Origin of the sequence: Brevibacillus parabrevis (assembly GCF_022701015.1) — a bacterium.
Classification (GTDB): Bacteria; Bacillota; Bacilli; order Brevibacillales; family Brevibacillaceae; genus Brevibacillus; species Brevibacillus parabrevis.
In genome coordinates, this window is record NZ_CP064090.1 from 305580 (window position 1) to 320000 (window position 14421).

Sequence of the window (14421 nt, forward strand, 5' to 3'; positions counted from 1 at the left end):
AGAAAACCCAACCGACTAACGGCTTTTTGCGCCGTACTCATCGCCTGGGCTATTCGTACTCGTTTGCTATCAACATACACAGTGTAGCAGGGAGAAAGTTTGCCTGTCAACCACGCTTCCGAACATTTTAAATTAGGTTTGATTCCATCATTCGTGTTTAACCTTTTCCAACCAGCCGTTCGCTGCTTCCGCAAGCTCCAGCTTGAGATGAAGCCAGTAATCAAAAAACGGTGTGGCATCCGCTCCGCTTGCCGCCGATACCAGTTCCTTGATCGCTGCTCCATTCGCAAGCCCGTACTGGTGCTCACTCACGTACTGGCGCAATAACTGATTCAGCCGTTCGGCTCCCCAAGCATCCCGCAAAGTCCACCACATGACGCCTGAGCGTCCGTAGACCAGCTCATTGTAGCTTTTCCAGTCCGGGAAGGCCGTCACACTCGTCTCGGCGTCAATTCCTTGCTTCGCATACGCTTCCGCCGCTCGCGACTGGCCTTGCCTCATCCGCATGTACGCCTGCGCGCGCTTGGCATCCTTTTCCTGCAAAAACGCCATCGTGGCGTAGTCGGTCAAGCTTTCATCGAGCCACGCCTCCCGCACTTCATCGTTGCCGACGATGCCGTAAAACCATTGATGGGCGGTTTCGTGCGCAACCACAGCCGCTCCCATGCTATTCGCTGTGTTGAAAAATTCCTCTTCAATAAAGACGAGACTCGGATACTCCATTCCCCCGAAAAAGCCGCCCGTCTTGACGACATCGTATTCCTTGTAGGGGTACGTGCCAAACTGTTTTCCATAGTAGTCGAGCGATTCCATCGCCGTCTGGTGCAAGCTGTTCACGACTGCCGCATCATCGCCTTGCTGCGACCAGGTCCGAACGACAGTTTCCCCCACCTTGCCGGACATCGCCTGATACGTGTCATCCATCACGACCATGGCAAAATCACGAACGTTCCAGGCATCCAGCTCGTATATACTTTGGCGCTGCGGCCTTGTTTGCGTGACGACAGCGACACTTTCCAGCCCCGTCGTAGCAAGCTGATACCCTTCCGGCAAATGAACGCGCAGATGATAGTTCGCCACCTCGCTGTAAAACGGGTCGCCGATCGCTGTGTACGGATCGAGTCGCCAGCCGCCGCTGTCCTTGACGGCGAGAATCGGCAGCCAATTGCCGAGCCACATGGCATGATCGTGGTAAGACAGCCGCCCGTTGTTATACGGCACTTGCAGGCGGAAGCTCATCTCCACAACCGTTTCGGCTTTTGCCTTGTTCGGCGGAAGCTGTGGGAGCGGCACGCGCAAAAGCGTGTTCGTTTTTCCTTCATAGCGAACATCAGCTTGGCGTCCGTTTACTTTGACAGCCGAGATCGCAATGCCGCCCGGCTCTCTTTGTTTGCCCAGCACTTGCTCCCAGTTTTCTGAGCGAAGATCCGCCTCTGTAGCGAAAGCATTCGGATACAGATGGAAAAAGGCTTTGTCATCCTGTGGTACAAAGCGAGTCGTCAACGTTCCTTTTACGACTCGCTCGTTCATATCCAGCCACACCTCTGCGCTGTACGTGACAGCTGCCGGCTTCTGCTCCGGGTTGGCGATCACTGTCACATCTGCCCCGGCTTGTCCCGCCCACGGGCTGCTCCACAAGCACACTGCCAGAGCAATCCCTACTACCATGCCGACCACCCAATGCTTGCGCCACATGGCACTCCCCTGCCTTCGCTTACTTTTGCTGCTTTTCGCGTTGTCGTTCCAGCCAGGCCGCTGCCTGTTCCTGCTGGGACATGTCCAGATTCATCCAATAGTCCAAAAATGCGCTCGCGTCCTCGCCAGCCGCTTTTGTCAAAAACGCCTTCCATTGCTCGCCGCTGACAAGCTGGTAACGGTAAGTCGCCACATACTGTCTCAAAACATCATACAGCCGCTCTTCTCCCCAAGCTCCCCGCAACAGCCACAGCATGGAGGTTGTCCTGGAGTAAACGAGATCGCTATAGTATTGATTGGCAGGAAACTCGGTGAGAGCCTGCCACGGCCGCTGATGTTCTTTTACGTAAAGCGGAACAAACGTCCCGTTGGCAAGCCGCCTGCGCACGCGCTCAGCACCGTGTAGCGGATACTGTTCCGTCAGGAAGGCGATCGTTGCATATTCAGTAAAGCCTTCGTCCAGCCACGCCTCGCGAAGCTGATCGTTGCCGACCAATCCGTAAAACCATTGGTGGGCCGTCTCATGCACCACCGTATCAATCGCGTACTCTGCATTCGCCAGAAAATGCCGCCCGTCCAGAAACACCAAAGCCGGGTACTCCATCCCGTTGATCGCCCCGCCTGTCCGAATCACATCGTACTCCGTGTACGGATATGCCCCCAAGTTTTGATGAAAATACGCCAGTGACGAAACAGCCGCCTGATGGTTTTGCTTGGCTTGCTGCACGTCATCCCCTTGGCGCCACCAAGTGCGAACTACTGTATCTCCTGCTTTGCTCTCTGTGCTCTGGTAGCTCGCATCCATGACAACAAGGGCAAAATCGCGCACATCTTTTACGCGCAGCCGTGCCGTTTTTTCTCCTTTTGACGGCGCAATCACCTCTGCTGCTTTATCGGGTGCCGTGCTCGCCCACTGATAGCCCGCTGGAAAAGTGACGTTGACCTCGTAATCTGCGACCTCGCTGTAAAAGGGATCGCCTACAGGCTCGTACGCATCGAGACGCCACCCGCCCTGATCGTACACGGCGAGAATCGGCAGCCAGTTGCCCAGCCAGATCGCGTGCTCATCGTATGACATCCTCCCGTCGTTGTGAGGAAGCTTCATCGCAAAATTCAGCTCGATTTTGTGCGGGCCTGTCTCGCTTATCGGTTTTCCTTCTGCTGCAAGCGGTATCTCCAAAATATGCCCAGTCTTTTTGCCCGCAACCGCTTTTCCGTCGACTGTGAGCTTGTTACTATCATACGTGCCAAGTCCAGGTTCCTTGCCTAAAAGTTCCTCCCATAGCATTCCATCTTGTCGTTTCGTAAATACGTCCGGATAAAGATGAAGGTAGGCATGTTTCGGGTCTTTCGGCCAAAAGGTGATGGCTATGCTTCCGCTCACTTCTTTTTTCACTGGATCAATGTGGACATTCGCCTGATACAACGGCTTTTGCAAAAGCGGCTCCTCGCTTGCCTTAGCTGGCCATCCCAAGTTCATCACCAAGCAACTGCATCCTAGCCAAAAGGCCCATTTCCGCATGCCTTCGCCCCCTTTTTTCTTTATCGTAACGAAAGTGGCAAAAAAAGGCTATCTCCTTTACAGTCTGCTGGACAACCAGCTTGAAACAGAATCGAGTGCTACTGCCTCTTCACTGCCCTGCCGCATGTCCCGCACGATCACCTGTCCGCTGTTCACTTCATTTTCGCCGTAAATCAGCGCGTAGGCTATCCCTTCCTTGTTTGCGTAGTCCAGCGCTTTCTTCAGCTTCCTGCCCGCAAGCTCCAGCTCGACCCGGAGACCGCTCGCACGCAGGCGATTCGCCAGCCCAAGGCCAAGCGTCTCGGTGCCGAGCGGGATGACCAAAACGTCAGCGGCTGCCCGCTCGCTTGCCTCCCGCATGGAGAGCGCCGCCAGAATCACATCAAGCCCAAACGAGATGCCCACTGCCGGATATGTTCGCCCATCGCCTAAAAACCGCCCAATAATCTCATCGAACCTGCCGCCACTGCCGATGCTTGAGGCAATGCTTCGATCCTGCAAAAAAATCTCGTAAACTGTGCCCGTGTAAATCCCCAAGCCGCGGGCCAAAAACGGCGAAAAGCGCACCTCGCCAGAGACGCCTGCTCCTTGCAAGTAGTCAAACAGCTCTTGCAGCTCCTGTACGCCCTGCCGGAAAGTATCAGAGGAAAACTGCTTCGCCAAAGCGTCCAAAGTCAGCGCCCCCTTTTGCAAAAAAGCTGTGATCGCTGCAACAAGCGGCTCCTCCACCTGGCGCTCCCGCAAATCGTCGCGTACCCCTTCCACGCCGATTTTCTCCAGCTTGTCGAGCGACAGCATCACATCTCCCGCCCTTTCTGCCGGTACCCCCAGCTCCTGCAACACGCCCGACAACAGCTTGCGATTGTTTACCTCGATGTACACGTCCAACCCAAGCTTGGCGAATGCCGCAAACGCCATGCTGATCAACTCTGCCTCGGCAAGCATCGAGGACGTACCGACGATATCGACGTCGCACTGGATAAACTCCCGCAGCCGTCCAGTCTTCACCGGACCGTCGCGAAACACTTTGCCGATCTCATAGCGCTTGAAGGGCAATCTCATCTCCGGGTTCATCCCGACGACTTTTGCCAAAGGAACCGTCAAATCGTAGCGCAAGGCGAGTTCCCGCTCCCCTTGGTCACTCAGCCGATAAACTTCTTTCAAAATCTCGTCCCCGCCGCCGTATTTGGATGCGAGCAGCTCATAGTATTGCAATGTCGGAGTCTCCAGCGGCTTGCAGCCGTACGCCTCGAACACCGCCTCCAGCGTGCGCCGTATCCAGTTGCGCTGCGCCTGCTCTTTTGGCAAAAAGTCTTTTGTTCCTTTCACGCTTTTCAAAACGCTGTTTTCCATGTCCCTCATCCTTTCTGTTTTCGAACCAACAAAAATAGCCATGCGAGGCAACTTCATGCCCGCATGGCTACAAAAAAATCACCACCGCAGGCACAAAGCACAAGAAGCGCTTGCACCTGCGGAAACATTTCCGAAGATACAAACGCTCTAGCCGTGGTGATGCTGTTGAAGGAACGATATTTGGCTAAACATGACAGAGGTCCCTCCACATCAAAAGATTTTTCCTATCATAGCGCAAAAAAAGCTCCCCGTCCAGTAGACGAGAAGCCATTTTCCAAAATATCCTATTCGCGCAACCAGATGAAGTAGGCCAGGAACACGAAGAACAGAACATACATCGCCGGATGCACTTCACGCCCTTTGCCTTTCAGCAACTTCATCACTGGATAAACGATGAAGCCAGTCGCAATCCCTGTTGCGATACTGTAAGTGAGCGGCATCAACAAGATCGTCAGGAACGCCGGGAACGCTTCGTCCAGATCGTTCCAAGCCACATGGGCGATATGCGAAGCCATCAGCACACCGACGATAATCAGCGCCGGGGCGGTAACAGCCGGGGTCACAATCGCGAGCAGCGGCGAGAAGAACAGAGCCAGCAAGAACAGCACGCCTGTAACGATAGCAGTAAAACCGGAACGGCCGCCTGCTGCTACCCCTGCCGTGGACTCGACATAAGCAGTAGTCGTCGAAGTACCGAGTACCGCACCCGCCATACCGGCAATCGCATCAGAAGCGAGCGCTTTGCCAGGACGCGGCAAGTTTCCGTCTTCTTTCAACAATCCAGCTTGGCTGGCTACGCCGAGCAAAGTACCTGTTGCATCGAAGAAGTCAACGAACAAGAACGTAAGAACAACGATCAGCATGTTCACTGTAAACAAAGCAGATGGATCACCGAGGTATTGGAACGCCGCACCGAATGTCGGCGCCAGGCTCGGCGGTGCAGATACAACCTGCTCTGGCAGGCTGACCAGACCGAAGATCATCCCGACTACAGCTGTGACCACCATCCCGATGAAAATACCGGAGTTCACTTTTCGCGAAAGCAGAACGACCGTAACAATCAGACCGAAGATTGCCAGCAAGGCATTTTTCGCAGCCAATACGTCTTCTGGCTTCATTCCTTCATGGTAAAAGGTCAGATGACCCAAAGCGACAAACGTCGCATCATTTGCAACCACAATGCCTGCGTTTTTCAAACCGATAAATGCGATAAACAGCCCAATCCCCGCAGAAACCGCATATTTCAACCCTTTTGGAATCGCTTTGATGATTGCTTCCCGAACGCCAGTCAAGGACAGAATCAAAAAGATCGTACAAGAGACAAATACCCCAGCCAATGCTTGTTGCCAAGGAATGTGCATCGTCAACACGACGGTGTAAGTAAAGAACGCATTCAGTCCCATCCCTGGTGCTTGCCCGATCGGCAAACGTCCAAGAATCCCCATGAGCAGCGTTCCGATCGCTGCTGCCAGAGCTGTCGCCGTGAATACAGCGCCGAACTCAGGGTAGTTTGCTTTCAGATCCGGCGGCAAGTCTGCACCGCTGAGAATGAACGGATTGACAGCCAGAATATACGCCATGGCCAAAAAAGTAGTGATGCCCGCGATTGTTTCGCGGCGGTAATTGGTGCCCAGTTTGTCAAACTCAAAGTACTTCCGCACCGTAAGTCCCCCCATGCTTATGGTAGTGGCAATGAAAAAAGGCCCGGACGCTATTAGTATGCGCCTGGCCTCTTCACAAAACACTCCGGGAACAATTTCAAAAATAATAACAAACTCGCATCCCGTCGACATTTTGTTCGTAGCCAGGTCGTTAATGGCGACCCCGTAGAAACTCTTGAGCCATATTCTCAAGAATATACGAACCTTCCTATATTACCTGTTCACATTGAGAAGTGTATCAGGTGACATATCGAATGTCAACGAAAATACGAACGTTCATTTTTGAAATAAGGTGAACATCCGGATTTATTTTATTCCCACTCAATCGTTGCTGGTGGTTTGGAAGTGACATCGTACACGATGCGGTTTACGTTGTCGACTTCATTGACGATCCGCGTGGAGATTTTCTCCAGAACATCCCACGGAATGCGTGCCCAGTCAGCTGTCATGCCGTCGATGGAAGTAACGGCACGAATGCCTACTGTGTAGGAATAGGTGCGTACATCGCCCATTACGCCCACTGTCGTCATGTTCGGCAGAGCTGTGAAGTATTGCCAAATGTCCCGATCCAAACCTGCTTTGGCAATCTCTTCGCGAAGAATCGCGTCGGATTCACGAACGATCTCCAGTTTTTCCTCTGTCACTTCGCCCAAAACGCGAATGCCGAGTCCCGGACCTGGGAACGGTTGACGCCAAACGATTTCATCCGGCAAGCCAAGCTCTGTACCCAATTTGCGAACCTCGTCCTTGAACAATGTTTTCAAAGGCTCGATCAGTTCGAACTTCATGTCTTCCGGCAAGCCGCCCACGTTGTGGTGGGACTTGATCGTTTGCGCTGTCGCCGTTCCGCTTTCCACGATGTCCGTGTACAGTGTACCTTGCGCCAGGAAGTCCATGTCTGTCAGTTTGCCTGCTTCTTCATCGAATACGTAAATGAACTCGTTGCCGATGATTTTGCGCTTTTGCTCAGGGTCAGAAACGCCTTTCAGCTTGCTCAGGAAACGCTCGCGAGCGTCAATTTTGATCACTTTCATGGAGAATTTCTCACCGAATGTCTCCATGACGCTTTCGGCTTCCCCTTTGCGCAGAAGGCCGTGGTCTACGAACATGCAAGTCAATTGATCGCCAATCGCTCTGTGGATCAACGCTGCTACGACGGAAGAGTCAACGCCGCCGCTCAAGGCACACAGAACTTGCTTGTTGCCTACGGTTTCACGAATGCGAACCAGCTCGTCCTCGATGAAAGTCGTCATGCTCCAGGTAGGCTCGCAACCGCACACGTTAAACAGGAAGTTGCCGATGAACTCGCTTCCTTTTACGGTGTGACGAACTTCTGGGTGGAATTGCACGCCGTACAGCTTGCGCTCAGGGTTGCTGATCGCCGCTACCGGGCAGCTGTCGCTCACAGCATCTACGCTAAAACCAGTCGGAAGCTCTACTACTTTATCGGTGTGGCTCATCCAGACGATTTCATTCGCATCCCATTTTTCGTACAGGCTGTGGGCATTTTGCAAACGCAGCTCCGCTTTTCCGTACTCGCGTTTGCCAGCTCGCTCTACTTTTCCTTCCAGCATGTGGCTCATCAGCTGCATGCCGTAGCAAATACCCAGGATTGGCAAGCCCAGATCAAAAATCGCCGGATCTACTTTAGGCGCTCCCTCTTCGTACACGCTCGCAGGTCCGCCGGAGAAAATAATCCCTTTTGGTTGCATTGCCTTGATTTTTTCTACAGGCGTATTGAACGGCATCAGCTCGCTGTAGACACCGAGATCGCGAACGCGTCGCGCGATCAATTGATTGTACTGGCCTCCGAAATCGAGTACGACGACCATTTCCAATGACTTGTCCATCATATCCCCCTTCTCCTGTTACGCACAGGACGTGAGTGTCGGCTGCAATTTTGCCGACCTCCTCGCTTGATGCATGGTCAAACAGTTTCCGCTTCCCCCGGTTCTGCATCATGCCCACTCGTCTACAAGCCGAATTGTCGCATATTTGCAAAAAAACCGGGACGGTGACTCCGATCTTTCATACGGAGGCAGCGTCCCAGCTTGTGTACACATGTGTGGTTGCATGTACAGAAATCCGAAGTGCTCTCCTCGTAGTCGCCGAATTTACGGTTCAGCGGTAGAAACTTTCAGGCCGTATTCCTGATCATTATACGAGACTCATTGATCGTCATTCTAGCAGATGGGACGGCTTTGTTCAAGGCTTCAGTTGACGGATCAATCTCTCGATCAGCTGCTCTGCCACGGAACGTGCCTTTTGTTCCAATTCCTTGTAGCCGTAAACGGTTCGCTCGTACATTTCCGTCAAGTAACGCAAGTCTTGCCGCTTGTCGGCTGGAATCGTGATTCTGCCTACATACTCCCGGAGAGTCTCACCCGATTGCCGGCGTGAGTAGACACTTTCCATCACGCGAAGCAACCAGTTGAAACGATCCTGGTACTTGTTTCCTTTATGTTGATCAATCTGTCTTCGGAGCCACCATAGTTGAATGTCTTTTCTTCTCCTCCAAGCCATGAAGCCCGCAACGGCTGCCACAACCACCAGCCCCGCATTGACTTGCCACGGAATCGAAAAGCTTTTCCCAGGGACGGCATCTCCCTCTTCCAGCTCATTGAAGCGCCCGTCTCCTCTGTCTGGCGAAGTCTGGTTGCCCAGATCCGGCACAGGGATCGGCAATTGCGGTTGGGAGGTTTGCAAATCGTAGTTGAATCGCACTGGCGAGATAAAGGTACTGGTCGCTTCAAAAGGAATCCACCCGTGACCCGGGAAGTACACCTCTACCCACGAGTGGGCATCTTTGTTGCGAATTTCCATGATGTCGCGGTTTTGATCGTCGCTGCCTACTCTCTCCCCCGGAGCGAAGCCTTTTACCCAGCGCGTCGGGATGTCCAGAGAGCGCAACATCACCGCCATGGAGGTGGAGAAATGATCGCAGTACCCTCTCATGCTGTCAAAGAGAAAATGGTCGACAAAATCTTGACCCTCCGCAGCTACAGGCACATCTTTCGTTTCATACTTATATTTTCCACTCGAACGCAAGTAATTCTCGATCGCCCGGACTTTTTCGTACGGGGTCTTGGCATTTTGCGTAATCGACTTCGCCAGCTCTTTTACACGCGGCGGCAAAGTTGCCGGAAGCTGCAAGTACCGCTCTTTGATCTCTTCCGGATAGTCGGTTCCCGCTTCGGTCACTGCCTTTTCGCTGACAACCGGAACCTCTGCATTCACCTTGTACTGGTTGAGCTTGAGCAGCAATGTGTTAGGAGCGTATTCCGTTTTGCCATTTTGCGATCTGGACTGGATCAGGTTAATTTTGCCTGCCCGCACCTCTAGCTGTTGGTTCAACTGATCATACACGACAGTAGCATTCGGCGGAGCGTAATTGCTCACCTTGTTCAATTGCCCCGGATAAAAGACAGTGGCAAACTGCTGCGGTCCTTTAAATTCCAGCGTTGCTTCTACCTTTTTCATTTCGAACCCGTGGAACAGTTCATTTTTCCACTCGTAGTTTTGCGGGTCGAGAATCGCCGTGTAATCGCGTTCCCCTTTCTCCCAGCCTACACCTGTATACAGGTCTTTGGAGTCGCCGCGCCAATAGCTGCGCTCGTTCGTTGTCGCAATGAACACCAGCGTATTGTCTTGCAGAAAAGGTCCGCCCAACCGCTCGTCGTTGTTGTCGTAACCAACTTTTTTCATGACCGCTGTCGGCGTCTCGTTCCCGTTGCCCATCAGAAAAGCAATCGGATCAGGCCAGCTCGCTGCTTTCTTCGGAGCGGCATAGCCGATGCCTACGCTCACGAGAATGATCAGGAGAGAAGCCATCAGAGAACCGAAGAGAAGCCGACTCCTTTTTTCTGCCACGGTAGCCATGTTGGTCATCTTCATCAAATGACTGACAGCCAGGAGCAAGAACCCGAAAATGAGCGTCCGCACAATCCCCTCGCTGGCGTCATACGGCAAGAACGTATCAAGGACAGCCAAATACAGCTCTGTCAAAAAGACAAACCATAAGCCTTGCCGCTGCTCCAGTACCAAGTACGTCAGCATCGTAATCAAAACGATCAGCATCAGGTCAAACAAGGCATTTCGCGACAAGATGGACATCGCTGCCCAATCCTGCTGAAAAGCCAACGGGAGGTCATGAACTATCTGCCCGTACAACTCCGCCAGCCAATCCGTCGCAAACAGCGGTGTGTCGAACAAAGAAGCATGCAAAAGCCACAGCAGGCCCAGCATTTTGATCGGTATTGTAATCCAGCGATACGGTATGGCTACGTCGATAATCAGCACTCCGGCCACGATCGCATAAAAAGGCCAAAGGATGCCTGTATCTGTCAGCTCCTGCAAAGGCAATAGCCACTCTCTTAGCATCAGGAACAGAAAAAGGGCCGAGACCCATTGCCATACCGTTGGACGTTTCCACACGCTCATGAGTCTAAGCACCTCCTATCCGCTTCCACTCTTGTTCATCGACGTGGATAGACGTACACGATACTTTGCTTCCGCCGAGCAGTTGCAGCATTCGTCTGCGCTCCTGGGAAATGGTGGCTTCGGCATGTACGTAGAACAATTGCACTCTTCTTCCTTTTTGCGACAACGCAATCAGTCGATTGACCAGGTCTTTGTCTACTCGCGGTGTGACGATAATCAGCGTTACACCTTGTTGCTGTTCCAGCGCTTCTCGCCCTACAACCCGTGCGAACGACTCGCTTCCTTGCGGCATGACTCGCGCCAACTGATCAAACACACGCAGGAAGTGGGCATGGGACAGCGCCGGAGCAATCGAGATGCGTTCCTTTTGCCTGTACACCAGCCCGTAGTGATACTGGTTCCGGTTGGCATACGCGATCAGGCTTGCACTTAGCTTTACCGCCGTTTCGAAAAGCTGGGCTGGCTGGCCCTCGTAGCTTTCCTTTTCTACATCAAGGAAAAAGACAGCCTGATTCATCGCCTGATGCTCAAATTCCTTTGTTTTTAAGCCAGTCCCTCTGGCAGATGCACGCCAATGAATCTGGCTCAGCCGGTCACCGCGCTGATAATCGCGTACGCCCCTTACCGCAGCGACGTCGTCGGAGCGCTTGTGTGACACGTGGACATTCCCGCTGAAGCTGCCATCGCCCAAAGCCCAATGCGTCAATTCCTTATAGCGTGGATAGACGAGAAACTCCTGGGGGAATGAAAACACTTTCCGCCTTTCGCAAAATCCGAAAAAATCTCCTCCGCTGACAACACACTGATCCAGCGTGTAAAAACCGCGTGGCAGACTGGGAATGACGTAGCGAAACTCCATCTCTTTTTTAAACCAAGGAAAAATCAGCTGTCTGTGCGGCTCATACACGCCTGCGAGACGCTCCGGCAACGGCTCCACAACCATATGCCACCCGAACGGAAACCGGATTCTCCGACGCAGACGAACCGTCACAACGACGTCCTCGCCGTCCTGCAAACGGTTGCGATCGATGTGGCGTTCTACCTCCAGCGTAGAGAGCATGAGAAAATACGCCAGAGCCTCATATACCAGAAACACCAGACTGCTGTAAAAAAGAAACCAGCTGGAAAAACCGCCCTGAAATTTGGCGAAAACATAGGTGATCACCACAAGCAGGACCGCTTTGAGCTTACCCCATCTTTGCTGTCTCATTCGCAGTCACCGCCTCAGCTCACCGGCACTCGGGTTTCGGTCAAGATCACGGTCAGTACCCGATCAACGGTTGCTCCTTCCAGACGTGCTTCCGGCTTCACGATCATCCGATGGGCGAATACTAACGGCACCAGTTCTTTGACATCATCCGGGATAACGTAATCTCTGCCGCGTACAAATGCAAGTGCCTGCACCGCTTTATACAAGGCAAGTGACCCGCGTGGACTTACACCAAGGTAAATATGGTGGTGTTCACGTGTACGGTGGCAAAGCCGCACAATGTATTCTTTTACCCCTTCCGACACCTTGATCGCAGCAACTTCTTTCTGGAGCTGCGTCAAGTCTGCTGCCGACAAGACAGGCTCAAGCTCTGTGAGCGGATTCACATCTGAGAATCTCGACAACATCCGCATTTCTTCATCTACAGTCGGATATCCCAAGCGTAATTGCATCAGAAAACGGTCCAACTGTGCTTCCGGCAGTGGAAACGTTCCTTCGTATTCCAGCGGGTTTTGCGTCGCCATCACAAAAAACGGGTTGGCCAACCGGTACGTTGTGCCGTCTACGGTGACTGAGCGCTCTTCCATCGCTTCCAAAAGAGCGGACTGTGTCTTTGGCGATGTCCGGTTGATTTCATCCGCCAAAATCACGTTTGCAAACAACGGTCCTTGCCGAAATTCAAACTCCATCGTTTGCTGGTTGAAGATAGCTACCCCAGTCACGTCGGTCGGCAGCAAATCGGGCGTGAATTGGATACGCTTGAACTCGCCCCCGATCGATTTGGCCAGAGCGCGTACGAGCATCGTCTTTCCGACACCCGGCACGTCCTCCAAAAGAACATGCCCATTCGCCAAAATCGCTGCGACCATCATCTCGATTACCGAACGTTTTCCAATCAAAACTTTTTCTATATTATCGATCAGTTTAGCAATTGCAGGATGCATTTGGTCCAATTTAATTGGGTTCACGTTGATACATCTCCTGTTCCATCTTATTCTTCCATCACGCATGTAACAAACTCTCGTTGTCACCTGTTTTCCCTTGTATCACCTGTATTGTTGATGTTGAAAATACAGTGTAATTCTAAAGTAATAGATGGAATTGGGAGATACAAGGAAAACTTACTTAAAATTTGTAAGAATGCAGCCGAGATTATGCAAAAAAGAGTAGGAATTGTTCCTACTCTACGGTTTCATATGAAGTAATGGCGTGCCCTGAGAGATTCGAACTCCCGACCTTTTGATTCGTAGTCAAACGCTCTATCCAGCTGAGCTAAGGGCACTTAATTGTAAGAGTCAACCTGAAACGGTTGAATAATGATGGAGCGGACGACGGGTCTCGCTTCTACTGGCACCACTTCGCCGATTTGCTACCCGACAAGCCAGATCTGAAGTACCCGTGACACTCTTCTTTGATGCTCTTCAAGGGTAAACCCGGAACGGGTGAGAGACCCGAGAACATCTATGGAGCGGACGACGGGTCTCGAACCCGCGACCTTCGCCTTGGCAAGGCGACGCTCTACCAATTGAGCTACGTCCGCATGTACATGAACAAAGGTTTGCTCTGGCTGCAAATCCTTTTTCTTATAAGGTGCGGGTGAAGGGACTTGAACCCCCACGGTCTCCCGCCAGAACCTAAATCTGGTGCGTCTGCCATTCCGCCACACCCGCAAGATAAAACAGAAAAGCGCATCGATATTTCTATCGTGCTACTCGACTCTTGATTGTAAAAACTGGTGAGCCATGAAGGACTCGAACCTTCGACCCTCTGATTAAAAGTCAGATGCTCTACCAACTGAGCTAATGGCTCGCAAATGGCTGGGGTACTAGGATTTGAACCTAGGAATGACGGAGTCAAAGTCCGTTGCCTTACCGCTTGGCTATACCCCAATGGTGGTGCCGGCAATAGGACTTGAACCCACAACCCCCTGATTACAAGTCAGGTGCTCTACCAATTGAGCTATACCGGCAAGATATGTTACTAATGGTGGCTCGGGACGGAATCGAACCGCCGACACGAGGATTTTCAGTCCTCTGCTCTACCGACTGAGCTACCGAGCCATAATGATTTTTATCTTATGCCATTCTTTTATTCAAAAAATGGCGGAGCTGACGGGACTCGAACCCGCGACCTCCGGTGTGACAGACCGGCGTGAACTCCAACTTCACCACAGCTCCATGTTTGGTTGCACCCAAGGGTACTTCCATTCCATCAAGGAAAATTTGGTTGCGGGAGCAGGATTTGAACCTGCGACCTTCGGGTTATGAGCCCGACGAGCTACCGAGCTGCTCCATCCCGCGACGATTAGGACTCACACGTCAGCATCACCACAAAACGCGGCGTTTTCAACTGACCGTCCTGCTAATTTATAAATGGTGGAGGCTGACGGGATCGAACCGCCGACCCTCTGCTTGTAAGGCAGATGCTCTCCCAGCTGAGCTAAGCCTCCATGCTCCCCGACTTTTGTCGGGTCCCAACCAGTTGTTGGGTCCCCCCGCAAAATGTTCGGTGTTGCTATAACGCAACAACTTCACTTTGTG

General features: G+C 52.4%; 8 protein-coding genes, 10 tRNA genes and 2 riboswitches. All 18 genes read right to left on the minus strand.

Translation table 11 applies throughout. The features are described 5' to 3' along the window. Window positions 1–147 precede the first annotated feature (147 nt). On the minus strand, window positions 148–1695 hold the full coding sequence (locus IRJ17_RS01310; protein ID WP_242772869.1) for a M1 family metallopeptidase: 1548 nt from the start codon (window positions 1693–1695) through the stop codon (window positions 148–150). 19 nt (window positions 1696–1714) lie between these two features. After that, on the minus strand, window positions 1715–3175 hold the full coding sequence (locus tag IRJ17_RS01315; RefSeq protein WP_229049805.1) for a M1 family metallopeptidase: 1461 nt from the start codon (window positions 3173–3175) through the stop codon (window positions 1715–1717). A gap of 99 nt (window positions 3176–3274) precedes the next feature. Further along, window positions 3275–4570, minus strand: a complete 1296-nt coding sequence (locus IRJ17_RS01320; RefSeq protein WP_173597809.1) for a histidine--tRNA ligase — start codon at window positions 4568–4570, stop codon at window positions 3275–3277. 284 nt (window positions 4571–4854) lie between these two features. Next, complete coding sequence (locus tag IRJ17_RS01325; protein WP_063229610.1) at window positions 4855–6231, minus strand: NCS2 family permease; 1377 nt, start codon at window positions 6229–6231, stop codon at window positions 4855–4857. A gap of 120 nt (window positions 6232–6351) precedes the next feature. Further along, window positions 6352–6453: riboswitch (purine riboswitch) on the minus strand. Window positions 6454–6542: 89 nt separating this feature from the next. Then, a complete protein-coding gene (gene guaA / locus IRJ17_RS01330) occupies window positions 6543–8081 on the minus strand; it encodes a glutamine-hydrolyzing GMP synthase (protein ID WP_122965627.1) in 1539 nt (512 codons plus the stop codon). 232 nt (window positions 8082–8313) lie between these two features. Then, window positions 8314–8416: riboswitch (purine riboswitch) on the minus strand. A 20-nt stretch (window positions 8417–8436) separates the two neighbouring features. Beyond that, on the minus strand, window positions 8437–10671 hold the full coding sequence (locus IRJ17_RS01335) for a transglutaminase TgpA family protein (protein WP_242772872.1): 2235 nt from the start codon (window positions 10669–10671) through the stop codon (window positions 8437–8439). Window positions 10672–10675: 4 nt separating this feature from the next. Then, on the minus strand, window positions 10676–11881 hold the full coding sequence (locus tag IRJ17_RS01340) for a DUF58 domain-containing protein (protein ID WP_242772884.1): 1206 nt from the start codon (window positions 11879–11881) through the stop codon (window positions 10676–10678). 14 nt (window positions 11882–11895) lie between these two features. Further along, the gene (locus IRJ17_RS01345; RefSeq protein WP_122965618.1) at window positions 11896–12849 is read right to left on the minus strand and encodes an AAA family ATPase; all 954 of its coding nucleotides are present in this window, start codon (window positions 12847–12849) and stop codon (window positions 11896–11898) included. A gap of 237 nt (window positions 12850–13086) precedes the next feature. Then, window positions 13087–13163: transfer RNA gene (locus tag IRJ17_RS01350), tRNA-Arg, on the minus strand. Window positions 13164–13345: 182 nt separating this feature from the next. Then, window positions 13346–13421, minus strand: a tRNA-Gly gene (locus tag IRJ17_RS01355). Between the two features lie 51 nt (window positions 13422–13472). Next, window positions 13473–13551 (minus strand) — tRNA-Leu (locus IRJ17_RS01360). Window positions 13552–13614: 63 nt separating this feature from the next. Then, window positions 13615–13690: transfer RNA gene (locus IRJ17_RS01365), tRNA-Lys, on the minus strand. Window positions 13691–13695: 5 nt separating this feature from the next. Next, window positions 13696–13770 (minus strand) — tRNA-Gln (locus IRJ17_RS01370). Between the two features lie 4 nt (window positions 13771–13774). Continuing rightward, window positions 13775–13850 (minus strand) — tRNA-Thr (locus IRJ17_RS01375). 15 nt (window positions 13851–13865) lie between these two features. Then, window positions 13866–13941 (minus strand) — tRNA-Phe (locus IRJ17_RS01380). 40 nt (window positions 13942–13981) lie between these two features. Then, a tRNA-Asp gene (locus tag IRJ17_RS01385) sits at window positions 13982–14058 on the minus strand. A gap of 46 nt (window positions 14059–14104) precedes the next feature. Next, window positions 14105–14181, minus strand: a tRNA-Met gene (locus tag IRJ17_RS01390). Between the two features lie 73 nt (window positions 14182–14254). Continuing rightward, a tRNA-Val gene (locus IRJ17_RS01395) sits at window positions 14255–14330 on the minus strand. Window positions 14331–14421 lie beyond the last annotated feature (91 nt).